We start from the raw sequence: 24,606 nt of genomic DNA on the forward strand, positions 1-24,606 counted from the left end.
CACACGATGGGGTGCCGAACGATGTCCGCCTTCTTTGCCGAACGCGCACTGCTGCCTAACGGATGGGCCAACAATGTACGTCTCGAGGTCAGCGCCGATGGCCTGCTGACCCGAATCCAGGCCGATTCCAGCGCAGACGAAGCCGAGCGGCTGCGCGGGCCGTTGCTGCCGGGGATGCCCAATCTGCACTCCCACGCCTTCCAGCGTGCCATGGCTGGATTGGCCGAAGTGGCCGGCAACCCCAACGACAGTTTCTGGACCTGGCGCGATCTGATGTACCGCCTCGTCGGAAAAATCAGCCCGGATCAGCTCGGCATCATCGCCCGTCAGCTGTACATCGAAATGCTCAAGGCCGGTTACACCTCGGTCGCCGAATTTCACTACGTGCACCACGACAGCAACGGCCAGCCGTATGCCGATCCTGCCGAACTGGCACTGCGCATCAGTCAGGCCGCCAGCGAAAGCGGCATCGGTCTGACCCTGCTGCCAGTGCTCTACAGTCATTCCGGATTCGGCGGGCAGACGCCAAACGATGGCCAGCGTCGCTTTATCAACAGCACTGAAAACTATCTGAATCTGCAAGCGCGGTTGCAGCCATTACTGGCGCAGCAAAAGGCGCAATCGCTGGGCCTGTGTTTCCACTCGCTGCGGGCGGTGACGCCACAACAAATCAGCGAAGTGTTGGCGGCCAGTGACAAACAATGCCCGGTGCACATACACATCGCCGAACAGCAAAAGGAAGTCGACGATTGCCTGAGCTGGAGCGGTCGTCGTCCGCTGCAATGGCTGTACGAGAACACTGAAGTCGATCAGCGCTGGTGTCTGGTCCACGCCACCCACGCCAACCCGGAAGAAGTCACGCTGATGGCCAACAGTCGCGCGATCGCCGGGCTGTGCCTGACCACTGAAGCGAATCTGGGTGACGGGATTTTCCCGGCGGTGGACTTTCTTGCCCAGGGCGGGCGCATGGGCATTGGCTCCGACAGCCATGTGTCGCTGAGCGTGGTGGAAGAATTGCGCTGGCTGGAATATGGCCAGCGTCTGCGTGACCAGCGGCGCAATCGCTTGTATGGCGCGCAGCAGCCGATGGTCGGTCGCACACTATATGACGCCGCGCTGGACGGCGGCACGCAAGCGTTGGGGCAACCGATTGGTGCGCTGAAAGTGGGCAAGCGCGCGGACTGGATTGTCCTGGACGGTAGCGATCCGTATCTGGCGACGGCTGCGGGGGACGGGATTCTCAATCGCTGGTTGTTCGCCGGCGGCGATCGCCAGGTGCGCGATGTGCTGGTCAATGGTCAATGGGTGGTGCGTGATGGCCGGCATGCTGGCGAAGAGGAAAGCGCCCGAGCCTTCACCCAGGTCCTGCGCGATCTCTTGGGCTGACCCAAAACCAAACTGTGGGAGCGAGCCTGCTCGCGAACGCGGTGTATCAGTCAATATTCATGTCGACTGATACACCCTCTTCGCGAGCAGGCTCGCTCCCACATTTGATTTGTATAGCGGCTTAATTGGAGGTCTTGGCCATCTGCCGATCCGACGCCCGCCAAATCAGGCGTGTGGTGTCGTAACCCTGTTGACGCGCCTTGCTCAGCAATTCTTCACGCACTACACCGTTGACGGTCGGTGTGCGTGACAGCAGCCACAAGTACTTGCGACTCGGATCGCCGACGATGGCGGTCTTGTAATCGTCGCTGACATACAACACCCAGTACTCGCCCTTCGCCACACCCGGCACCAGGCGCGAGAACCAGTTATCGAATTCGACCCAGAGCTTGTCGGTCTTGCCCGGCACTTGTGGATAAGCCGTGCCCTTGGCTTCTTCCCACTGCCACTCCGGAGTCAGGCAACGGTTGAGCACGCCGACATTACCGTCAGGCTTGAGGGTGTAATGGGCTTCGGATTGCGCGCAGTGGCGCTGGAAGTACATCGGCAAGCGTGCCAGTTCATACCAGGTGCCCTGATAACGCTTGAGATTGACGCTGTTGACGGTCTTGGGCGCCAACGGGTCGACGCCGGAAGTGGCGCAGCCAGCCAGTACCAGGCCAGCAAAAAGGATCAGCAATAACCGCTTCATTTTTTTCTCCGTGGGCGCGAAGCCCCGGTTTACTTCAGGCCTTGGCCGGAAAACATCAGCACTTTGTCACCGGCGTATTGCACGCTGATAAAGCTGTTCTTGTCGCCCCAGGTGCAGCTGGACATACCGAGCGCGCCCGAGCAATCGGTGGGCTTGCCGAGGAGGGTTTCCACTTCGGACTTGGCCATGCCGGCCGAGAGCTTGGAGTAGTTTTCCTGATTGACCTTGCTGCATGCGGCCAACAGCACGCAAAACGACAGCAGGGCGATAGATCGCAGCGACATGGTGAAACTCCTGGAACGAGGGGGGATGGCATGGTGCCAACCAGAAGCTTAGAAGAGAAAAGTGTCATCTGGTTCCGTGACCGAACGCCTATTTATCAGCCCGCCCGTCCGGCTTTTGTCGGTAAATCAAAAACTTTGTGAAGCCGTCGAGCATTTCGTCGACTTTCCCTGCAAACGCCTAATCTTTGGCGCGGCGCGGTCGAAAATAAGAGCAGCGCAACGCTGCCGAATATGGCAAATTGCCGCCCTTTCCTGACCAGCCCCTTCGCGGTAGTTCATTCGATGACCAGAAACATGAAATTCAGCCACAAGATTTTGCTGGCTGCTGCCCTTGTGGTGGCCGTTGCGTTCGCCTGTTTCATCCTCTTCAACGACTATCGCCAGCGTCAGGCCTTGAGCAGCAGCACCGAAGCGACCATGCAGGAACTGGGCAGCCTGACCACCAGCAACATCCAGACCTGGCTGGAAAGCCGCATTCAACTGCTGCAATCGTTGTCGCAGCAAGTCGCCGTCGACGGCAACGCGCCCGCCAGCCTCAAGCGCATCATCGACCTGCCCGCCTACACCGGCAATTTCCAGCTCAGCTATTTCGGTGGCGCTGACGGCGTGATGTTCTCGGTGCCGGCCGGCAACCGTGCGCCGGACTACGATCCACGCGCGCGCGGCTGGTACAAAGCGGCCAACAGCGCACAACAAACCATCGTCACCGAACCGTACATCGCCGCTTCGTCGGGCAAACTGGTCATCACCGTTGCCACCCCGGTGCAGCGTCAGGGCCAAATGCTCGGCGTCGCCGGTGCCGACATCGATCTGACCAGCGTCAGCGCGATCATCAACTCGCTGAACTTCGGCGGCCACGGTCACGCATTCATCGTCAGCGCCGAAGGGAAAATCCTGATTCACCCGGACAGCAAGCTGGTGCTCAAAACACTGGCCGAGGCTTATCCGAACGGCGTGCCTGAGGTCAGTCCAGGCCTGAAAGAAGTCGAGTTCGACGGCAAGACCCAGTTGATCTCATTCACCCACGTCAACGGCGTGCCATCGGCTGACTGGTACGTGGCGCTGGTGCTCGACAAAGACACCGCGTTCTCGATGCTCAGCGAATTCCGCACCTCGGCACTGATCGCCATGGTCATCGCCGTGTTGATCATCATCGGCCTGCTCGGCATGCTGATTCGCGTGCTGATGCAACCGCTGCTGACCATGGGCCGTGCGATGCATGACATCGCTGAAGGCGAAGGCGATCTGACCAAACGTCTGGTGATTCACGGCAACGATGAATTCGGCGCATTGGGTACGTCGTTCAACCGCTTCGTCGAACGCATTCATACGTCGATCCGCGAAGTGTCCTCGGCCACCGGCCAGGTCAACGAAGTCGCCCTGCGTGTGGTCGCTGCCTCGAACTCGTCGATGTACAACTCCGACCAGCAGGCCAGCCGCACCAACAGCGTCGCCGCCGCGATCAATCAGCTCGGCGCCGCCGCTCAGGAAATCGCCCAGAACGCCGCGCTCGCCTCGCAGCATTCCAGCGATGCGCGCAGCCTCGCGGTCGACGGCCAGCAGGTGGTGGATAAAACCATCCACGCCATGCAACAACTGTCGGCGAAGATCAGCGATTCCTGCGGCAATATCGAAACGCTGAACAGCAACACGGTGAACATCGGCCAGATTCTCGAAGTGATCACCAGCATTTCCCAGCAGACCAACCTGCTCGCACTCAACGCCGCCATTGAAGCCGCGCGTGCCGGTGAGGCCGGACGCGGTTTCGCCGTGGTCGCCGACGAGGTGCGCAACCTCGCGCACCGCACCCAGGATTCGGCGCAGCAAGTGCAGAAGATGATCGAAGAGCTGCAGGTCGGCGCACGCCAGGCGGTAACCATCATGACCGAGAGCCAGCGCGAGAGCGAAAGCAGCGTCGGCATCGCCAACCAGGCCGGCGAGCGTCTGGGCAGCGTGACCCAGCGCATCGGCGAAATCGACGGCATGAACCAGTCGGTGGCCACCGCGACTGAAGAGCAGACTGCTGTGGTCGAGTCGATCAATGTCGATATCAACGAGATCAACACGCTGAATCAGGAAGGCGTGGAGAACTTGCAGGCGACGTTGCGCGCGTGTTCGGATCTTGAACAGCAGGCGGCGCGGTTGAAGCATCTGGTCGGCAGCTTCAGGATCTAAGCTGCAGCCTCAGGCCTCTTCGCGAGCAGGCTCGCTCCCACAGTGGAATGCATTTCAATTGTGGGAGCGAGCCTGCTCGCGAAAGCGGCATAAGCCGCACTGAAGATTCAGAATCTTGAGCCGGGCCTGGACAGGAACTCCAATTCCTCAGACGTAGACTCCCGCCCCAACACCGCATTGCGATGCGGAAACCTTCCAAACCGGGCAATCACCTTCTGATGCCGCTCGGCGTAGTCCAGGTTATCGGCAAACACCGCCCGCTCCGACTCTGGCTGTTCAGCCACCAATTCAATAAATCTGGAAACGGCTTCGTTCTGCACCGCGAGGTTTTCGCAGTGCTCGAACACCAGATAAATGAACACACGCTGAATCGGTTTCAACTGCCGATCGAAATCCGCTGCAATGCCTTGAGCGACGAGCTTCTGAGCGCGCAGATCACCGGAAAAGGCTTTGGGAGTGTCGCGATAGATCATGCGCGGCAGCTGATCGAGCAGCAGCACTACCGCCAGCCAGCCTTCGGGACATTGCGTCCACTCAGTCAATTCGCCGGCCAGGGCCTGATCGACAAAGACCCCGAAACGCGTCTGCGCTTCGAGGTCCTGGCTGTTTCGCTTGCCGAACCACAACTTGCCCTTTTCGGCCGCCACTTCGCTGGCTGATTCGGCGTGTCCGAACCACCAGTCGAGCAACGGCTGCCAGGGCGCGTGCATGGTTTATTCCTTGTGGTAGGCCGTGGCGCGGGCGACTTCTTCTTTCGAACCGAGGAACACTGCAACGCGCTGGTGCAGGCCTTCCGGCTGGATGTCGAGAATGCGCTGGTGACCGTCGGTGGACGCGCCGCCGGCTTGTTCGACAAGGAACGACATCGGGTTGGCTTCATACATCAGGCGCAGCTTGCCCGGTTTCGACGGCTCGCGGCTGTCGCGCGGGTACATGAACAGACCGCCGCGGGTCAGGATGCGGTGGACGTCAGCGACCATTGCCGCGACCCAGCGCATGTTGTAATTCTTCTTCAACGGACCTTCTTCACCGGCCAGCAGCTCGCCGACATAGCGCTGTACCGGGGCTTCCCAGTGGCGCTGGTTGGACATGTTGATGGCGAATTCCTGGGTGGTTTCCGGGATGGTGATGTCTTCGTGAGTCAGTACGAAGCTGCCCATTTCGCGGTCCAGGGTGAAGCCTTTGACGCCGTCGCCCAGGGTCAGCACCAGCATGGTCTGCGGGCCGTAGATGGCGTAACCGGCGGCCACTTGCTGGGTGCCTGGCTGCAGGAAGGCTTTTTCGTTCAGCGGCTCGTTCTGGCTCAGGTATTCGTTCGGGCAACGCAATACCGAGAAGATCGTGCCGACCGGGGCGTTGATGTCGATGTTCGACGAGCCGTCCAGTGGGTCGAAGACCAGCAGGTATGCGCCTTTCGGGTATTTGCCCGGGATCTGGTAGGCGTTGTCCATTTCTTCGGACGCCATGCCGGCCAGGTGACCGCCCCATTCGTTGGCTTCGAGCAGGATCTCGTTAGAGATCACGTCGAGCTTCTTCTGCACTTCGCCTTGCACGTTCTCGGTGCCCATGCTGCCCAGAACACCACCCAGGGCGCCTTTGGACACGGCGTGGCTGATCTCCTTGCAGGCACGCGCTACCACTTCGATCAAAAAGCGCAGATCGGCAGGAGTGTTGTTGCTGCGGGTCTGCTCAATCAAATAGCGACTCAAGGTAACGCGGGACATGGACGGCTCCGGTGGAATGGGGGGCGGAAAACCCGCGCAGTTTACAGGGAGTCTGAAAACCTAGCGAGCGAAGACGCCGGCTAACCTGCGCCTGGGTGTATTTGCCTGTATGAGACGTGATTGTTGGTGGAGAGTTCAGGTGTCGGGTTTAGCGTAGTTGGAAATGGGGCGGGTGGTGGTTGAGCGATAGCGGCAGTCTGATGAATTTTTGTTGTTTGACCGGCCGCCATCGCTGGCGAGCCAGCTCCCACAGGATGTGTGGTGTACACAAAATATGTGAACGACCGAGATCACTGTGGGAGCGAGCCTGCTCGCGAATGGCGCAAAGCGCCGCCATGCTCAGGTATTGGCTGGCGGTTTGCGCAACAGGCTGAACGCCATCGCCCCGAGAAACACCACACTGAGCAGCAACACTGCCCACAAGCCGAACTTCTTCCAGTTGGTCCCGGCCACCGCAGCCGTCGTCGCCGTTGAGGTTTGCGTGGCCTTCGCTTCGTCCTGCACCGTCGCCTTGCCCAGGCTCGCCAGCTTTTCTGGCTTGAAATCCGGAATCAACGTTGCCAGCGGCAGGTTCGCCGTTTTCACCGTGGCATTGCCCAAGGCCAGGCTGTACGGCCCTTCGCCCCGGGCGAGGAAGATCACTTGCGTGGCGCGCACCGCGTATTTCAGGTCCGGCGCCTGCTCACCCAACCCGCCGCCGCGCTCATCCACGGTCAGCTTGAGTTGCTGCACGGTCTGCCCGGACAGCGGGATTTCGTTCTGCACCACGTCCTGATTGTTCTGGCTCAGGCGATACAGCAAACCACTGCTCAGTGGCTGCCATGGCAAGTTGCTCTCGCGCCGGCCGGCCAACGTGACCGGCGCCAGACTGTTCGGCTGTTTCAGCTCGATCTGCACCCGCTCGACATTCAGCCCCATCGGCAGCTGCCAGATGTATTCCCCGGATTTGCTGCTGTTGCCGGCCACGCTGGGCGACCAGACCAAAGGCAGCGGCAGGTTGCGCGGGTCGCTGCTTTTCAATTGCGCCGACGTCAGGACGGGCGCCGAACCCGGCGACTCCCACAGCAGGCGCACATAGCGCGCGGTCTGCCCCGGCAGGGTCACTTCGTGCTGTTCGATGCGCTCATCGGAAAAGGTCAGCCGTGCCACTTGGCCCTCGCCCCAGGATTGCCAGTGCTGCAGATCGTCGCTGGCCTCGATGCTGAAACGCTGGAAACCGTCGCGCTCGCTGGTCCAGTCGAGGATCAACTGCTGCAACGGTGCCTTGATCGCACTGGCATCGAGCAGCCAGCCGCGCAGCACTTCTTCGCCCGCCTCCAGTTGCGAGGATGGTTGCACTTCGACCAGGGTGCCGTTGGTGGTCGACTGCACGCGCACATTCGGCGCACGCTCGCTGGCGTCGGCAGCGTTGTACAGCGGGAACCACTTGACCTCATGCAGCTTGCCGTCGTCGCGGGTCTGCGCCGACTCGCGAGCCAAGGCGTAGGCCTGCGCTTCGCCGGCGGCGTTGAACACGCGCAAGTCACTGAGATCGGTCTGGCGCGCCTGCAATTGCGCGCTCAGCGGCAGGTCGAGCCGATACCACGGGCCATTGCCGCTCACCGTCAACGGCAACTGCGTGGCGAAGTCCGCCGGTTTTTCCTGAGCGCCAGCGACCATCACCACGCCCAGCGCCAACCAACCCAGATTCAGCATGCGACTCAAGATGCAACTCCTTCGGTTTCCGGCGCGGGTTTGTCCGCCGCCGGTTCAGCCTCGACGCGTTTGGGTGGCAGCGGCGCAAAGTAGCCGACCACCAGCAGCAATACGCCAACGCCGATAAACGAGACGATCCGGGCGAGGCCGCCACGGTTGCTCAGTTCGACAAAAATCAGCTTGGCCACCACCAGCGCAATCAGCGCCGCGCCGATCAGCCAGACTTCGCGGCGATGGCGCAGATGGCCGCCGATCATCAGCCCCAGCGCCATCAACGTCCAGACGATCGACAGGCCGGCCTGCACCAGCATCGACGCGAGCAGTTGATCAAGCTCGAACGGGATGCCGGCCCAGTGATGCGCCGCGCGGGTGACCAGCGCGGTGCAGAAGGCGAACAGCGAAACCCCGGCGATCAGTTGCGTAGCCTTGTCGGCATGATCCTGACGGATCGACAGCTGCGCGACCGCGCTGCGCGACCAGGCATAAACGCCGAACAGCGCAAACAGCAGACCCAGCTCCAATGGGTTGAGCAGCGGCACGTAAGGCAATGGTTCGGCATTGCCATCGCTGACGCCATTGGCCAGCCAGAACCACGCCAGCATCAGCACCGCCAGCGGTGCCGCTGCGTACAAGCGGTACTCGCGGGCAAATGCGGCCACCGGCCACGGCCAGTTGCGCGGTGCAGCCATCAGCAACAGATAGAGGCTCGGCAGAATCGCCCAGCCCAGCCACCGCCACGCGTTGTACTGCTCGGCCAACAACAGCAGGCCGTAACGCAACTCCAGCGCCAGCACGCCAATCAACAGCCAGCAACCGAACACATGGGCCGCGCTCAATGCGCGCGCCGGCAACACCGAAGCCAAGCGGCGCAGGCTGAAGAAATGCACCGCGAACAGCGCCGGCCACGCCAGCCAGCCGAAGTCGGCGGCCGGGTGGTAGCGCGAATGCCAAGAGCCGAGCAAAACCAGCGTCGCCGCCGGAATCAGCAAGGTGCAGAGCAACCCCAGCGCCGGCCATTTCAGACGCAGCGACAACAGCGTCCACAGCGCAACACTGATCGCAGCGACCAGCAGCAACAATGTGCCTTGCAGGTTCGGCGAAGCGAAACGCAGGATCTCGCTGACCCACGCCAGCGTCCACCAACCGGCGCCCCAGACCAGCAGCACTTGCGACAAGCGTTGCAAACTCAAGGCATCAAAAGCACTGGCATGGTTGCCCAATTGCAAGCGCCACGCGCCGATCAGCGCGGCCAGCCCCAGCACCAGCGGCGTCCAGAATCCGCCATGGGCCAATGGTTTCAATCCTTCGCTAGACAACGGCCCGAGCCATTCGGGGCCGGCGAGCAGAAACGCTGCGCCGCCGACCACCTGCAACAGCAGGCCGAAAACGAAACTCAGACGCTGTTGCAGGTACAGGCTCAGCCAGATGATCAGCAAACCGCTGGCCGCCCACACCGCGCTCGCGGTTTGCCACGGCAGCACGAACAGCACCGCCAGATTGATCAGTACCAAGCCGGCCAGCAGCACCACCGACAAGCCGCGCAGCAGGCGCACATCGCCGCGCACCATCTCATCCCGCGCCGCGAGCAGCATGCCGCCAATCAAGGCCAGACCGATCAAGGACGCACTGAGCAAACCGCTCCAGCCAGCGCTGAACACCGCCGCCGAATCTTCACCGGCAGTTTGCAGGCGCAGCAGGAACAACGCGCCGCCCAGCAACTGCACGGCGAACGCGGTGAACAGGAATGTGCGTGATTGAATCCGCAGCCCCACGAACAAAGTCGCCAACCCGGCCAAGGCCCAACTGATCGCCGTGCCCTGGATGAACAGGAACAACGGTGCCAGCAGATAAAGGAACGTCAGGCCCAGACACGCCAGCAGCGGCAGGCCTTGCCTTTCCCACGGCGATGTCTGCTCGGGCGTAGCCTTGCGCAGTTGAAGGAAACTGAACAGCAGCGCGGCGCCAAGCATCAGCGCGCCCAGCGGTGCGCCGTCGAGCAGGCTGCTCTCGCCGAGTTGCAGCTGGCTGAGAAACGCCAGTGCCGAACCCAGTTGCAGCAGTAAGGCAAAGGCCCGGGCAAACGGTCGATGCTGACGCAACCCGAGCCAGAAAATTCCTGCGCCTTCCACGGCCCACGCCGCAGACGTCCAGCGCGCATCGAGCCCCAGCGGAATCGCCAGGCTGGCAAAAATCACCCCCAGCGCCAGGCAGGTTTCGCCCAGCAGCATCGCGCGCCCGCCCATCAAAACTTTGGCCAGCGCCATATAGATCATGCCCAGCGCCAACGCACTGAACGCCGCCGCAAATTCCAGGTGCTGGACCAACGCAAACTGCAAACCGAAGCCAATGATCGGCGGGCCGAACAGCATGGTGCCGTCGACATAATCACCCTTGCGGGCCGACCATTGCAGCAGCGCCTCGCGATCAGCCTCCGCCGGAGCATCCTGCAGGTCGCGCAATTTGCGCCGGGCGAACAGCAGGCCGATGGCGAGGTACATGAGGAAAAACACAATCAGGAACGGCTCGGTGCTCCACAGCAGCTCCGGCGTGTAGGAACGCAGGCCCCAGGCGAAACCGATACCGAAGGTGCCGACGAAACCGATCAGGTTGAGCAGGCGCCAGGCCTTGAACCAGGCGATGGCGAGAATGCCGGCGTTGAGCAGAGCGAAATAGCTGAACAGTGCGACGTGATTGCCTTCGCCGGTAGAAGTCAGAATCGGCGCGGCGAAACCACCGAGGGCCGCCGCTGCGGCCAACCCCAGCGCGTCCTGGGTAATCGCCAGAATGGCCGAGAACACCGTCACCGCGACCAGCAAACCGAGTGCAGCGGACGGATCAAGCAACGGATGCAGACGCATCGCCGCAAACACCGTCAGGTACAACACCGCGATCCCGGTGCCTTGCAGTATCAACGCATAGCTGCTGTTGCGTCTGCGCAGCCACCAGCCCAGTGCCAGCAGGGCCAACGCCGCTGCCGCGACGCCGGCGTATCGCAACTCGATCGGCACCACCATGCCTTCGGTGGCGTAACGCAGTAAAAATGCCAGACCGAAAAACAGCAGCACCACGCCGACGCGCAGCACCGTGTTGCCGCCGAACAGCCAGTTGCGCGCAGCGCTGATGCCGCGCTCGATCATGTTCGGGCCACGGGGTTCGGCGGGTTTTTGCGTTGGTGCAACGGGAGCCGGTTCGGCGCGCCAGACATCGGCCGGCAGCGACTGGCTGGTTTCGCGGGCGACGGCGGAGACCGGTTCGAGTTCGGGGGGCAGTTCCCAGATCAGCTCAGGGGGCGGGGCTGCCTGCTCAGCCACGTCGACGGGCGCGGCGACTGGCTCGGCTTCAGGTGGCGGCGCGGGCGCATGCGAGGGCGAACCTTCCAGCACAAACAGCCGCTGGGCCACGCCTTGCAAGGCTTCGCGCACCTGCTCGAGTTGACGCTGTTGCTCCGCCGCCTGCGAGCCGAGGCGCGCAATGCGTAGCGCCTGGCCGATGACCAGCCCCAGCAGCGCACCCAACAGCGCGCCGCTGAATGACTCGTCGAGCAGTCCACCGAGCACCAGCCCGATCAACATGAACATCCATTGCATGGTCGATATCCCTAAGCAGCCCCGGGGCGGGGCGAGTCCGGCGATGGCTTCAGTCTAGGCACAAACCGTGTGGGAGCGAGCCTGCTCGCGAAGGCGGATTGTCAGCCAACATTTCTGTTTAAGTCGACGATCGCTTCGCGAGCAGGCTCGCTCCCACAGGGTACGGCGGTGATTGATGCCTTTTAACCGGCGCTCAGTATATCGATCCGGCCCAACAAACGTTGGGCCTTGCGCAGATTTGTCGGGGAAAGTTACTCCAGCGCTTTCCAGATATCCGTGGCGTACTCGCGAATCGTCCGGTCGGAAGAGAACCAGCCCATCCGCGAGGTGTTGAGCACCGCCGAACGCCACCAGTTCTGCGAGTCGTGCCAGTGCGCATCGACACGCTTCTGCGCTTCCCAGTAGGAATCGAAGTCGGCGCAGACCAGGAAGCGGTCATAGTCGATCAACGAGTCGATCAGCCCGGTATAACGCGAGGTATCGTCCGGCGAGAACACACCGCTGCGAATCGCTTGCAGCACATCGTTCAAACGATGGGAGGCGGCGATGTCGGGTACGGCGCTGAACTCGTGGTTCTGCTTGCGCGCTTCAACCTGTTGCGCGCTGAGACCGAAGATGAACATGTGCTCGGCACCGATGCGCTCGCACATTTCCACGTTGGCACCGTCGAGGGTGCCGATGGTCAGCGCGCCGTTGAGGCCGAACTTCATGTTACTGGTGCCCGACGCCTCGAAACCGGCGGTGGAAATCTGCTCGGACAAATCCGCCGCCGGAATGATGCTTTCGGCCAGGCTGACGTTGTAGTTGGGCAGGAACACCACTTTCAGCAGGCCGCGCACGGTCGGGTCGTTGTTCACCACCCGAGCGATGTCGTTGGTCAGTTTGATGATCAGCTTGGCCTGGTGGTAACTCGCCGCCGCTTTACCGGCGAAGATCTTGACCCGTGGCACCCAGTCGACTTCCGGCTCGGCACGAATCGCTTGGTACAACGCCACGGTGTGCATCAGGTTGAGCAACTGACGCTTGTATTCGTGGATACGTTTGACCTGCACGTCGAACATCGCCGCCGGGTTGACCGCGATCCCGAGGCGCTCGTGAATCAGATAGGCCAGCGCCTTCTTGCTGTGCAAACGCTGCTCGGCGAAGGCTTTGCGGAACGCGGTTTTCTCGGCGAACGGTTCAAGTTCGAGCAGGCGCTCTTCGGGATGGTCGAGCACATCCGGGCCGAGAGCGTCGATCAGCATCGAGGTCAGTTCCGGGTTGGCCTGATACAGCCAGCGGCGGAAGGTGATGCCGTTGGTTTTGTTGTTGATCCGCTCCGGGTAGAGCTTGTGCAGTTCGGCGAATACGGTTTTGCGCATCAACTGCGTATGCAGACCGGACACGCCGTTTACGCTGTGGGAACCGAGGAACGCGAGGTTGCCCATGCGCACCCGGCGGCCGTTGTCTTCTTCGATCAGCGACACCGCGCGCAACACGTCGAAGTCGTGAATGCCCTTGGCCCGCAGCGAATCGATGTGCTGCGCGTTGATCAGGTAAATGATCTGCATGTGCCGTGGCAGCATGCGTTCCATCAGCCCGACCGGCCAGGTTTCCAGCGCTTCCGGCAGCAGCGTGTGGTTGGTGTACGACAGCGTGTCGACGGTGACTTGCCATGCTGCGTCCCACGCGACGTCGTAGACGTCGACCAGTTGGCGCATCAGTTCTGCCACGGCGATTGACGGGTGAGTGTCGTTGAGCTGGATCGCCGCGTGATCACCGAGGGTCAGCACCGAGGTGTGCATGTTGCGGTGACGGCGCAGCAGATCCTGCAGCGAGGCGGCGACGAAGAAGTATTCCTGACGCAGGCGCAGTTCTTGCCCGGCTTCGGTGCTGTCGGCCGGATAAAGGACGCGGGAGATACTTTCGGCGCGAGCCACTTCCGCCACGGCGCCCAGGTGGTCACCGGCGTTGAAGCGTTCCAGGTGCAGGTCTTCCATGGCGCGGGCACGCCACAGGCGCAGAGTGTTGACGCTCGCTCCGCGCCAGCCGACCACCGGCGTGTCATAAGCAATTGCGCGCACGGTTTCCGCCGGCGACCAGACCTGACGAGTCTTGCCGGAGGCATCGGTGACGGTTTCGACGCTGCCGCCGAAGCCGATCGGGTACGCCACTTCCGGCCGTTCGAATTCCCAAGGGTTGCCGAAATCCAGCCAGTGTTCGGTCTGCTCCTGTTGCCAGCCATCGACGATCGCCTGACGGAACAAGCCATGCTCATAACGAATGCCATAGCCATGGCCGGCGATGCCGAGGGTCGACATGCTTTCCATGAAGCACGCCGCGAGCCGACCGAGGCCGCCGTTGCCGAGCGCCGCGTCAGGCTCCAGCAAGCGGATGCGCTCCAGATCGACGCCCAGTTCGGTCAACGCTTCACGGGCGACGTCGAGCAGCCCAAGGTTGCTCAGGCTGTCGTAGAGAAGGCGGCCGATGAGAAATTCCAGCGAGAGGTAATAAACCCGCTTCTGGCCTTTGCGGTAGATCTGCCGGGTGTGGTCCATCCAGTGTTCGACCATGTGATCACGCGCAGCCAGGGCAATGGCTTCGAACCAGTCATGGTCGAAGGCGTGATCGGGGTCTTTGCCCACGGCGTAGGTGAGTTTGGTCAGGACGGCGTCGCGGAACGCGGCCACCTCTGCTTCGCGAACTAGTGGTTCTTGAGTCATCAACAGGACCTCGAGCGAGCGGGAATTTTCTGAGCCTAGACGGTCTGACCGGCGGTAACGGCTCTGGTTCGGCAGTATTTGCGCGGACTGTGCACCAGTCCGACATAACCCTGGCGGATGAGCCAATGAATGCAGGGGCCGTGCCGTCCTGTCGGGCAAATTGCAGTCGTTGCGAAAATATCCGGCGAAAGGTTGTTCAAAATTCCACCGCTCCCGGTATGATCGCGCGCCCTGATGCATACACGCCTGGTAACTCCCGATGATGAAGCCCAACCTGATCGCCGCCGCCGAGATTGATCGTCTCGATACGTGGGCCAAATACTCGGCGCCGATGTGCGGCTCGTGCATGTCCAGCTGCTGCACGCTGCCGGTCGAAGTGAAGATCAAGGATCTGGTGCGCATCGGTGTGGTCGACGAGTTCGAACTGGGCGATCCGCCAAAGAACATCGCCAAGCGTCTGCAAAAGGAAGGTCTGGTCGAGCGCTTCAATCAGAAGTCGGGGATCTTCACCCTGCAGCGCATGAGCAACAACGACTGCTATTACCTGGATCGTAAAACCCGCCTGTGCACCATTTATGACAAGCGCCCGGACACCTGCCGCAACCACCCGAAGATCGGGCCGCGGCCGGGGTATTGCGCTTATAAGCCGAAAGAAGTCGAGCGGGTGCAGAATTTCCGGGCCATCGACAAATTTTGATCGGCCTTGAGATTTTCAGCGGCTGACCGGCCGCCATCGCTGGCAAGCCAGCTCCCACAATGATTGTGGTCGAACACATATTTTATATACGACCCAAAACCCTGTGGGAGCTGGCTTGCCAGCGATGGGGCCAGCACAAATATCGCTAAACGCCAGACAAACAAAAACGCCCCCGGTCTCGCGACCGGGGGCGTTTTCTATTCCAGGGCTGGATTACGCCTTGGCTTTCTTGGCAGCGCGGGTACGCTCGCTTTCGTCGAGGATCTTCTTGCGAAGACGGATCGACTTAGGCGTGACTTCGCAGAGCTCGTCTTCCTGGATGTATTCCAGAGCCTGTTCCAGGGTGAAGCGAACAGGTGGAACCAGAGCGATGGTTTCGTCTTTACCCGAAGCACGCATGTTGTCGAGCTTCTTGCCTTTGGTTGGGTTGACACCCAGGTCGTTGTCGCGGCTGTTCTGACCAACGATCTGACCGTTGTAGATCTCCTGGCCGTGTTCTACGAACAGCTTGCCACGAGCCTGCAGGGTTTCCAGCGAGTAGGTCAGAGCCTTGCCGGTTTCAACCGAAACCAGAACGCCGTTCTGACGGCCGGACATGTGGCCCGACTTCACTGGAGCGTAACGGTCGAAGATCGAGGTCAGGATGCCAGCACCGTTGGTCAGGGTCAGGAACTGGTTACGGAAACCGATCAGACCGCGAGCAGGGATGTTGTATTCCAGACGAACACGGCCCTTGCCATCCGGCACCATGTTGCTCAGGTCGCCCTTACGCAGACCCATCTCTTCCATGACCTTGCCCTGGGATTCTTCAGGGATGTCGATGGTGACGTTTTCGAACGGTTCCTGCTTCACGCCGTCGACTTCACGGATGATCACTTCAGGGCGGCCCAGGGCCAGCTCGAAGCCTTCGCGACGCATAGTTTCGATCAGTACCGAGAGGTGCAGCTCACCACGGCCGGAAACCTTGAACTTGTCAGCCGAGTCGCCTTCTTCAACGCGCAGTGCAACGTTGTACAGCAGCTCTTTGTCCAGACGATCCTTGATGTTACGGGAGGTCACGAACTTGCCTTCTTTACCGCAGAATGGCGAGTCGTTTACCTGGAAGGTCATGGACACGGTTGGCTCGTCAACGGTCAGCGGCTTCATCGCCTCGACGGTGTTGATATCGCACAGAGTGTCGGAGATGAACAGCTCGTCGAAGCCGCTGATGCAGACGATGTCGCCGGCTGCTGCTTCGTCAACGTCAATGCGGTGCAGACCGTGGTGACCCATCAGCTTCAGGATACGACCGTTGCGACGCTTGCCGTCGGCGCTGATAGCGACAACCGGGGTGTTCGGCTTGACGCGACCACGAGCGATACGGCCAACACCGATAACACCCAGGAAGCTGTTGTAGTCCAGAGCGGAGATCTGCATCTGGAACGGACCGTCACGGTCAACGGCCGGAGGCGGAACGTGGTCGACTACTGCCTGGTACAGCGGAGTCATGTCTTCCGCCATGGCGGTGTGGTCCAGACCGGCAATACCGTTCAGGGCCGAAGCGTAAACAACCTGGAAGTCCAGTTGTTCTTCGGTAGCACCGAGGTTGTCGAACAGGTCGAAGATCTGGTCCAGAACCCAGTCCGGACGCGCGCCTGGACGGTCAACCTTGTTGATGACCACGATTGGACGCAGGCCGGCTTCGAAAGCCTTCTTGGTCACGAAACGGGTTTGCGGCATAGGGCCGTCTTGAGCGTCAACCAGCAGCAGAACGGAGTCGACCATCGACATTACGCGTTCAACTTCGCCGCCGAAGTCGGCGTGGCCCGGGGTGTCCACGATGTTGATGTGGTAGCCGTTCCAGTTGATGGCGGTGTTCTTCGCCAGAATGGTAATACCGCGCTCTTTTTCCTGGTCGTTGGAGTCCATCACGCGCTCGTCGTTGAGCTCGTTGCGCTCCAGGGTGCCGGATTGACGCAGGAGTTTGTCTACCAGGGTGGTTTTACCGTGGTCAACGTGGGCAATGATGGCGATGTTGCGTAGATTTTCGATCACTTGTGTATCTCGATCAGAGGATTCGGTTTGCTGACAAGTCATGGCAGCGATTAGCAGTAGTGTCCGGCATGGCCGTTACAGCTTGACGGCGGTGTCGGGGGGCCGGTGACGCAGGCCACAGGCAAACAGCCCCGGGCACTTAGCTCGGTCGATAAACGCGCACATTGGCATGCCCCTCACTGAGCAAATGGTGGGCATGCAGGCGACTCATCACGCCTTTGTCGCAATACAGCAGGTACTGGCGAGTAGGGTCCAGTTCCTTGAAACGTGCGTTCACTGCATAGAACGGCATCGTCTGTACCTCTATGCCGGCGAGCTCCAGCGGGTCATCCTCGGCGGCATCCGGGTGGCGGATGTCGATGACGATCTGACCGGCCAGCGCTTCGCTGACTTCTTCAATTTGCAAATCCTGGCCCAACTCGTCGATTACCCGATCGATCGGCACCAGTTTGGCGTTGGCGAGCGCACGCTCGAGTACCGCCATGTCGAATTCTTTCTCTTCGTGCTCAACCCGGCCACGCTTGGCGGCGGTCTTGGGGTTGACCGAAATCACGCCGCAGTATTCCGGCATGTGCCGGGCGAAATCGGCGGTGCCGATCTCGTTGGCGGTGTCGATGATGTCCTGCTTGTGCGCGACGATCAGCGGCCGCAGCACCAGCTTGTCGGTCACGCAGTCGATCACCGACAGGTTCGGCAGCGTCTGGCTCGACACCTGGGAGATCGCTTCACCGGTCACCAGTGCATCGATGTGCAGGCGTTCGGCGATCTCGGACGAGGCGCGCAACATCATACGCTTCAAAACCACGCCCATATGACTGTTATCGACTTTGCCGAGAATTTCGCCCAGCACTTCCTCGAACGGCACACTGACAAATAGCACGCGTTGCGAGCTGCCGTACTTCTTCCAGATGAAGTGCGCGACTTCCATCACGCCCAATTCGTGGGCACGCCCGCCAAGATTGAAGAAGCAGAAGTGCGCCATCAGGCCGCGACGCATGATCTGGTAAGCCGCCACGGTCGAATCGAAGCCGCCGGACATCAATACCAGCGTCTGCTCCAACGCGCCGAGCGGGTAGCCGCCAATGCCGTTGTGCTGGCTGTGAATCACGAACAACCGTTTGTCGCGAACTTCGATACGGACTTCGATTTGCGGTGCTTTAAGGTCGATTCCGGCCGCACCGCACTCACGACGCAGCTTGCTGCCGACGTATTTTTCCACGTCCATCGAGCTGAAGGCATGCTTGCCTGCGCGCTTGCAGCGCACCGAGAAAATCTTCCCGGCCAGTGCATCGCCGTAGTGCTGTTTGCACTTTTCGGTGATGTCGTCGAAGTCGCCCAGCGGGTACTCGTCGATCTGCAGAAAATGCGCGATACCCGGCATGCAGGTCAGGCGCTCGCCGATCTCTTTCAAGGCTTTGGGGTCGGTAACGCGGGTTTCCAGCTCGAGATTGTCCCACACGCCGTTCACCACCACGGCCGGGTCCAGGTCACGGAGCACGGTGCGGATGTTCTTGGCCAACTGGCGGATGAATTTCGTCCGGACAGGTCGGCTTTTGATGGTGATCTCGGGGAAGACTTTTACGATAAGTTTCATGAAAACAGCGCGCGAACGGCCAGCCGAAAAAGGGGGGGGCGGATTATAGCGGAAATTGCTCAAGGTTTAACCAGTTAATGTGCAGAAGGTTTTGCTTGCACCAAAACAGGTCATTTATGAATTTAAACGCAACATTAAGGGGCGGGATTTGTCGATTCAGAACCTCGCACGCCTTAATAAGCGTGAATTTGGGGCAAAAAACCCATGCTGGGGCACTGGCATGCAATTTGCTCCCTTGTGAGGCAGGTTGCCTTGGCAGAGTATTCGCGCCGGCATCACCATTATTAAGGGCATCCACTACCCGCCCTAATTCACCCGGAGGACACTATGTCGAAGTCGGTTCAACTCATCAAAGATCATGACGTCAAGTGGATTGATCTGCGCTTCACGGACACCAAAGGCACTCAGCACCACGTGACCATGCCGGCTCGCGATGCGCTGGATGACGACTTCTTCGAAGTCGGCAAGATGTTCGACGGTTCCTCCATCTCCGGCTGGAAAGGCATCGAAGCCTCCGACATGATCCTGATGCCGGTCGACGAAACTGCCGTGCTCGATCCGTTCACCGAAGACCCAACCCTGATTCTGGTGTGCGACATCATCGAGCCTTCGAGCATGCAGGGCTACGATCGCGACCCACGTGCGATCGCCAAGCGCGCCGAAGAGCACCTGAAAGCCACCGGTATCGGTGACACCGTATTCGCCGGTCCGGAGCCTGAGTTCTTCATCTTTGACTCGGTGAAATTCAAGTCGGACATCTCCGGCTCGATGTTCAAGATCTACTCCGAGCAAGGTTCGTGGATGTCCGACCAGGACATCGAGGGCGGCAACAAGGGTCACCGTCCAGGCGTGAAAGGCGGCTACTTCCCGGTTCCACCGTTCGACCACGACCACGAAATCCGTACCGCCATGTGCAACGCACTGGAAGAAATGGGTCAGTCGGTTGAAGTTCACCACCACGAAGTGGCAACTGCCGGCCAGAACGAAATCGGCGTCAAGTTCAACACCCTGGTGAAGAAGGCCGACGAAGTTCAGACCCTGAAATACGTTGTGCACAACGTTGCCGACGCTTACGGCCGCACCGCGACCTTCATGCCGAAGCCACTGTACGGCGACAACGGTTCGGGCATGCACGTACACATGTCGATCTGGAAAGACGGCAAGAACACCTTCGCAGGTGAAGGCTATGCCGGCCTGTCCGATACCGCTCTGTACTTCATCGGCGGCATCATCAAGCACGGTAAGGCCCTGAACGGCTTCACCAACCCGGCGACCAACTCCTACAAGCGTCTGGTGCCAGGCTTCGAAGCTCCGGTAATGCTGGCCTACTCGGCTCGGAACCGTTCCGCTTCGATCCGTATTCCTTACGTGTCGAGCCCGAAAGCCCGCCGTATCGAAGCACGCTTCCCGGATCCGGCTGCCAACCCGTACCTGGCCTTCGCAGCACTGCTGATGGCCGGTCTGGACGGTATCCAGAACAAGATCCACCCAGGCGATGCCGCCGACAAGAACCTGTACGACCTGCCGCCTGAAGAGGCGAAAGAGATTCCACAGGTTTGCGGCAGCCTGAAAGAAGCCCTGGAAGAGCTGGACAAGGGCCGCGCGTTCCTGACCAAGGGCGGCGTGTTCTCCGACGACTTCATCGACGCTTACATCGCGCTGAAATCGGAAGAAGAAATCAAGGTTCGCACCTTCGTGCACCCACTGGAATATGAGCTGTACTACAGCTGCTGATCCGGTAGCGCTGCGTAAAGCGGCGTGACAAAAGAGGCCTCCTTCGGGAGGCCTTTTTTATTGCCCGGCGCAACGCATTTTCCATGTGGGAGCGAGCCTGCTCGCGAAGGCGGTGGGTCATGGATCGTTTGATCGTTCCCACGCTCCGCGTGGGATGCAGCCCGTGACGCTCTGCGTCACTGGACGCGGAGCGTCCCAGGAGGCATTCCCACGCAGAGCATGGGAACAATCCATGTTTTGGCTACCAGTCTTTTCAATTCCAGTTATTAACGGTTTTGGCCAACCGCCCCACCTGTCCTATGCTGCTACCCACAGTTTCCAACCCCGGTCGATTTCATGGGTCGCACGCTTCTCTACATTCTGCTGCTGATCGCCCTGCCCGCCGCCGCGCAGATCTACAAGTACACCGACGCCAACGGCAACACGGCGTACAGCAATCAGCCGCCGGACGGCGTGCAGGCGCAACCGGTCGAGTTGCCGCCACTCAATCGGGTCGAGCCGCAAGCACCGAGTGCGCCGCAATCACCCCGCCCCGAAGCACCGCAACCAGCGCGCAACGCCTATGAAATCCTCGAGCTCGCCGGCCTGCCCACTGACGAGGCCCTGCGCGCCAACAACGGCACCTTTACGGTCAATGTTCTGATCAAGCCGCGTCTGCAACCGCCGCATCAATTAAGGCTGCTACTCGACGACCAGCCCTATGGCCAGCCGAGCAACGTGCCGGTTCTGCAACTGGTCAACATCGATCGCGGCGAGCATCGCCTGGCCGTGCAAGTGATCGACGGCCAAAGCGTCGTTCAGCAGAGCCCGCCAGCCGCCTTCACCGTGCAACGGGTGCATACGCCATGATCCGCGCGGGGCTGGCACTCATTCTGGCGCTGGTGTCGACGTACACCTTGGCGGAGGTCTTTACCTATGTCGACGCACAGGGCAACCGCGTCTATACCGATCAGCCGCGCGCCAACGCCAAGCGAGTGCCGATCGCGACGAGCAATCGCATGGCTGTCCCTGCCAACACCGCAGCGCCGATCACCACAGCGAAAAAATCCGCCGAACCAGCGCCCTTTCACTACGACATGCTGCGCATTCTGATCCCGGAGCCTGATGCCACTCTGCGCAGCAGCGCCGGCGAGCTGATCGTCAGCGTCACCAGCGAACCGGGCCTGCAAAGCGGCCATCGTTATCGCCTGCTGCTGGATGGCAAGGCCACTGGCGAGCCCGGCGTCAGCCCGGTATTTGCGCTGAGCAATATCGATCGCGGCAGCCACAGCCTTTCGATCGAAATCCTCGACGCCGCCGGACGTACCGTGGAACGCACCGCCAATCAGCCGTTCCACATGCTGCGCATTTCCCTCGCGCAGAAACGTCAGGTCAAACCCTGCGTTCCCGACGACTATGGCGTGCGCCCGGAGTGCCCGCTCAAGGACAAACCTGAAGAGCCGAAAAATCCATTCCTGCGCTTCTTTTAACCTCCGCCAGCCGCGCGCACTATATTGGTGCACTAAACTGCATCTCGCCCACAACCCAACCCATTTTGGTTCGAAACTTCCCGTTTGAGCTGGCTTCGTGCCATACAAACGCGCGTCAAACGCCTGTTTCAGGGCTTAAACGCTTCTTTTCGGAGCCTTGGTTTGGTTTTTGCATTTTCCCGACATCAGCGCTTTGTTCTCGCGCACGCCTTGCTCCAAAAGGGGTCCAGATGACCATAAGCGACGCTATTCACCGTTTGCTGCTCGACAACCTGACCACGGCGACCATCCTGCTCGACGCCGAACTGCGCTTGGAGTACATGAACCCGGCGGCGGAGATGCTGTTGGCCGTCAGCGGTCAGCGCAGCCACGGCCAGTTCATCAGCGAGCTGTTCACCGAATCCCCCGAGGCGCTCAATTCCCTGCGTCAGGCCGTGGAGCAGGCGCACCCGTTCACCAAGCGTGAAGCGATGCTCACCGCCCTCACCGGCCAGACGCTGACCGTGGATTACGCGGTGACGCCGATTCTCAGTAACGGCGAGACTTTGCTTTTGCTTGAAGTGCACCCGCGTGATCGCCTGCTGCGGATCACCAAGGAAGAGGCGCAGCTGTCCAAGCAGGAAACCAGCAAGATGCTGGTGCGCGGTTTAGCCCACGAGATCAAGAACCCCCTCGGCGGCATCCGTGGTGCGGCGCAATTGCTCGCCCGCGAGCTTCCGGAAGAAAGCCTGCGCGATTACACCAATGTGATCATCGAAGAGGCCGACCGCCTGCGCAATCTGGTCGATCGCATGCTCGGCTCGAACAAACTGCCATCGCTGGCCATGTGCAACGTCCACGAAGTGCTCGAACGCGTCTGCCATCTGGTCGAAGCCGAAAGCCAGGGCTGCATCACCCTGGTGCGTGATTACGACCCGAGCATTCCCGACGTATTGATCGACCGCGAGCAAATGATTCAGGCGGTGTTGAACATCGTGCGCAACGCGATGCAGGCCATCAGCAGCCAGAACGAGCTGCGCCTGGGCCGCATCAGCCTGCGCACCCGCGCCATGCGCCAGTTCACCATCGGCCACATCCGCCATCGTCTGGTGACCAAGATCGAGATCATCGACAACGGTCCCGGCATTCCGGCGGAACTGCAGGAAACCATTTTCTTTCCCATGGTCAGCGGCCGCCCGGATGGTACCGGGCTGGGCCTGGCCATTACCCAGAACATCATCAGTCAGCACCAGGGCCTGATCGAGTGTGAGAGCCATCCAGGCCACACCACCTTCTCGATCTTCCTGCCACTGGAACAAGGAGCCACATCGACATGAGCCGTAGTGAAACCGTGTGGATCGTCGATGACGACCGTTCTATCCGTTGGGTCCTGGAAAAAGCCTTGCAGCAGGAAGGCATGACCACCCAGAGCTTCGACAGCGCCGATGGCGTGATGAGTCGTCTGGCCCGGCAGCAGCCGGACGTGATCATTTCCGATATCCGCATGCCAGGCGCCAGTGGCCTGGATCTGCTGGCGCGGATTCGCGAACAGCACCCACGGCTGCCGGTCATCATCATGACCGCTCACTCCGATCTGGACAGCGCTGTCGCCTCCTATCAGGGCGGTGCTTTCGAGTACCTGCCCAAGCCTTTCGACGTCGATGAAGCGGTATCGCTGGTCAAACGCGCCAATCAACATGCGCAGGAACAGCAAGGCCTAGAGGTTGTGCCGGCGCTGACCCGCACCCCGGAAATCATCGGCGAAGCGCCGGCGATGCAGGAGGTGTTTCGCGCCATCGGGCGCCTGAGCCACTCCAACATCACCGTGCTGATCAACGGCGAATCCGGTACCGGTAAAGAACTGGTGGCCCACGCCCTGCACCGCCACAGCCCACGCGCGGCCTCGCCGTTCATTGCCCTGAACATGGCGGCGATCCCCAAGGATCTGATGGAATCGGAACTTTTCGGCCACGAGAAAGGCGCGTTCACCGGCGCGGCAAACCTGCGTCGCGGTCGTTTTGAACAGGCGGACGGCGGCACGCTGTTTCTCGATGAAATCGGCGACATGCCGGCGGACACCCAGACCCGTCTGTTGCGCGTGCTGGCCGATGGCGAGTTCTACCGCGTCGGCGGCCATGTACCGGTCAAGGTGGATGTACGCATCATCGCCGCGACCCACCAGAATCTCGAAACACTTGTCCACGCCGGCAAATTCCGTGAGGACTTGTTCCACCGCCTGAACGTGATCCGCATCCACATCCCGCGCCTGTCGGATCGTCGCGAAGACATCCCGACCCTGGCCCGGCACTTCCTCAGCCGCGCCGCGCAGGAACTGGCGGTCGAGCCGAAGCTGCTGAAAAGCGAGACCGAGGAATACCTGAAAAACCTGCCGTGGCCAGGTAACGTGCGCCAGCTGGAGAATACCTGTCGCTGGATCACCGTCATGGCCTCCGGCCGTGAAGTGCACATCAGCGATTTGCCGCCGGAACTGCTCAACCTGCCGCAGGATTCGGCGCCAGTGACCAACTGGGAACAGGCCCTGCGCCAGTGGGCGGATCAGGCCTTGGCCCGCGGCCAGTCGAGCCTGCTCGACAGCGCAGTGCCGGCGTTCGAGCGGATCATGATCGAGACTGCTTTGAAGCACACCGCAGGACGTCGGCGTGATGCGGCGGTGCTGCTGGGTTGGGGGCGCAATACCCTGACGCGCAAGATCAAGGAACTGGGGATGAAGGTTGATGGTGGGGATGATGACGAGGGGGAAGAGGGTTAACGCTTAAGGGTTGCCGTGCACTCAGGATCGATCCCCCTCACCCCAGCCCTCTCCCGGGGGAAGGGAGCAATCTCGGGTGGTTTCG

17 protein-coding genes are annotated in these 24,606 nt (G+C 60.8%); 8 read left to right on the forward strand and 9 right to left on the reverse strand.

Annotation, left to right across the window (positions count from 1 at the left end; genetic code table 11):
- Positions 1 to 21: 21 nt before the first annotated feature.
- On the forward strand, positions 22 to 1,386 hold the full coding sequence (locus tag CKW30_RS13435) for a formimidoylglutamate deiminase (RefSeq protein WP_095181048.1): 1,365 nt from the start codon (positions 22 to 24) through the stop codon (positions 1,384 to 1,386).
- Positions 1,387 to 1,507: 121 nt separating this feature from the next.
- On the opposite strand, the gene CKW30_RS13440 is transcribed toward CKW30_RS13435, so the two are convergent.
- The gene (locus tag CKW30_RS13440) at positions 1,508 to 2,077 is read right to left on the reverse strand and encodes a lipocalin family protein (RefSeq protein WP_016772094.1); all 570 of its coding nucleotides are present in this window, start codon (positions 2,075 to 2,077) and stop codon (positions 1,508 to 1,510) included.
- 29 nt (positions 2,078 to 2,106) lie between these two features.
- A complete protein-coding gene (locus CKW30_RS13445; protein WP_016772095.1) occupies positions 2,107 to 2,361 on the reverse strand; it encodes a hypothetical protein in 255 nt (84 codons plus the stop codon).
- 282 nt (positions 2,362 to 2,643) lie between these two features.
- Between CKW30_RS13445 and CKW30_RS13450 the strand changes: the two genes are divergently transcribed.
- Positions 2,644 to 4,536, forward strand: coding sequence for a methyl-accepting chemotaxis protein (locus CKW30_RS13450; protein ID WP_218192302.1), 1,893 nt, complete (start codon positions 2,644 to 2,646; stop codon positions 4,534 to 4,536).
- Between the two features lie 107 nt (positions 4,537 to 4,643).
- Here CKW30_RS13450 and CKW30_RS13455 read toward each other — a convergent pair whose 3' ends face one another.
- The 5 genes from CKW30_RS13455 to CKW30_RS13475 all read right to left on the reverse strand — a co-directional run bounded on the left by CKW30_RS13455 (position 4,644) and on the right by CKW30_RS13475 (position 14,244).
- Complete coding sequence (locus CKW30_RS13455) at positions 4,644 to 5,246, reverse strand: DUF924 family protein (protein ID WP_095181050.1); 603 nt, start codon at positions 5,244 to 5,246, stop codon at positions 4,644 to 4,646.
- Positions 5,247 to 5,249: 3 nt separating this feature from the next.
- A complete protein-coding gene (locus CKW30_RS13460; RefSeq protein ID WP_016772098.1) occupies positions 5,250 to 6,260 on the reverse strand; it encodes a class 1 fructose-bisphosphatase in 1,011 nt (336 codons plus the stop codon).
- Positions 6,261 to 6,599: 339 nt separating this feature from the next.
- Complete coding sequence (locus CKW30_RS13465; protein ID WP_095181051.1) at positions 6,600 to 7,964, reverse strand: DUF3999 domain-containing protein; 1,365 nt, start codon at positions 7,962 to 7,964, stop codon at positions 6,600 to 6,602.
- Positions 7,961 to 11,542 carry a DUF2339 domain-containing protein gene (locus CKW30_RS13470; protein WP_095181052.1) on the reverse strand — a complete coding sequence of 1,194 codons (3,582 nt, stop codon included), beginning with the start codon at positions 11,540 to 11,542 and terminating at the stop codon, positions 7,961 to 7,963. Before CKW30_RS13470 ends, CKW30_RS13465 begins: the two co-directional genes overlap by 4 nt.
- Before the next feature lie 251 nt (positions 11,543 to 11,793).
- The gene (locus tag CKW30_RS13475) at positions 11,794 to 14,244 is read right to left on the reverse strand and encodes a glycogen/starch/alpha-glucan phosphorylase (protein ID WP_041477535.1); all 2,451 of its coding nucleotides are present in this window, start codon (positions 14,242 to 14,244) and stop codon (positions 11,794 to 11,796) included.
- A 259-nt stretch (positions 14,245 to 14,503) separates the two neighbouring features.
- On the opposite strand from CKW30_RS13475, the gene CKW30_RS13480 reads away from it, so the two are divergent.
- Positions 14,504 to 14,941, forward strand: a complete 438-nt coding sequence (locus tag CKW30_RS13480) for a YkgJ family cysteine cluster protein (RefSeq protein WP_016772101.1) — start codon at positions 14,504 to 14,506, stop codon at positions 14,939 to 14,941.
- A 213-nt stretch (positions 14,942 to 15,154) separates the two neighbouring features.
- On the opposite strand, the gene typA is transcribed toward CKW30_RS13480, so the two are convergent.
- Entirely contained in the window at positions 15,155 to 16,975 is a 1,821-nt protein-coding gene (gene typA, locus CKW30_RS13485) for a translational GTPase TypA (RefSeq protein WP_016772102.1), read from the reverse strand.
- A gap of 139 nt (positions 16,976 to 17,114) precedes the next feature.
- Positions 17,115 to 18,569: a tRNA uracil 4-sulfurtransferase ThiI gene (thiI, locus tag CKW30_RS13490; protein ID WP_095181053.1), complete on the reverse strand. Its 1,455-nt coding sequence runs from the start codon at positions 18,567 to 18,569 to the stop codon at positions 17,115 to 17,117.
- A 327-nt stretch (positions 18,570 to 18,896) separates the two neighbouring features.
- Between thiI and glnA the strand changes: the two genes are divergently transcribed.
- The 5 genes from glnA (at position 18,897) to ntrC (ending at position 24,521) form a co-directional block, all read left to right on the forward strand.
- Positions 18,897 to 20,303 (forward strand): type I glutamate--ammonia ligase, encoded by a 1,407-nt coding sequence (glnA, locus tag CKW30_RS13500; protein WP_016772104.1) that lies wholly within the window; start codon positions 18,897 to 18,899, stop codon positions 20,301 to 20,303.
- 336 nt (positions 20,304 to 20,639) lie between these two features.
- A complete protein-coding gene (locus CKW30_RS13505) occupies positions 20,640 to 21,152 on the forward strand; it encodes a DUF4124 domain-containing protein (protein WP_095181055.1) in 513 nt (170 codons plus the stop codon).
- Positions 21,149 to 21,772: a DUF4124 domain-containing protein gene (locus CKW30_RS13510; protein WP_095181056.1), complete on the forward strand. Its 624-nt coding sequence runs from the start codon at positions 21,149 to 21,151 to the stop codon at positions 21,770 to 21,772. Before CKW30_RS13505 ends, CKW30_RS13510 begins: the two co-directional genes overlap by 4 nt.
- Before the next feature lie 230 nt (positions 21,773 to 22,002).
- Positions 22,003 to 23,088, forward strand: coding sequence for a nitrogen regulation protein NR(II) (glnL, locus tag CKW30_RS13515; RefSeq protein ID WP_024011230.1), 1,086 nt, complete (start codon positions 22,003 to 22,005; stop codon positions 23,086 to 23,088).
- Positions 23,085 to 24,521 carry a nitrogen regulation protein NR(I) gene (ntrC, locus tag CKW30_RS13520; protein ID WP_016772108.1) on the forward strand — a complete coding sequence of 479 codons (1,437 nt, stop codon included), beginning with the start codon at positions 23,085 to 23,087 and terminating at the stop codon, positions 24,519 to 24,521. The genes glnL and ntrC overlap by 4 nt, the downstream gene beginning before the upstream one ends.
- Positions 24,522 to 24,606 lie beyond the last annotated feature (85 nt).

This window comes from Pseudomonas sp. Irchel 3F6, from assembly GCF_900187595.1.
Lineage (GTDB): Bacteria > Pseudomonadota > Gammaproteobacteria > Pseudomonadales > Pseudomonadaceae > Aquipseudomonas > Aquipseudomonas siliginis.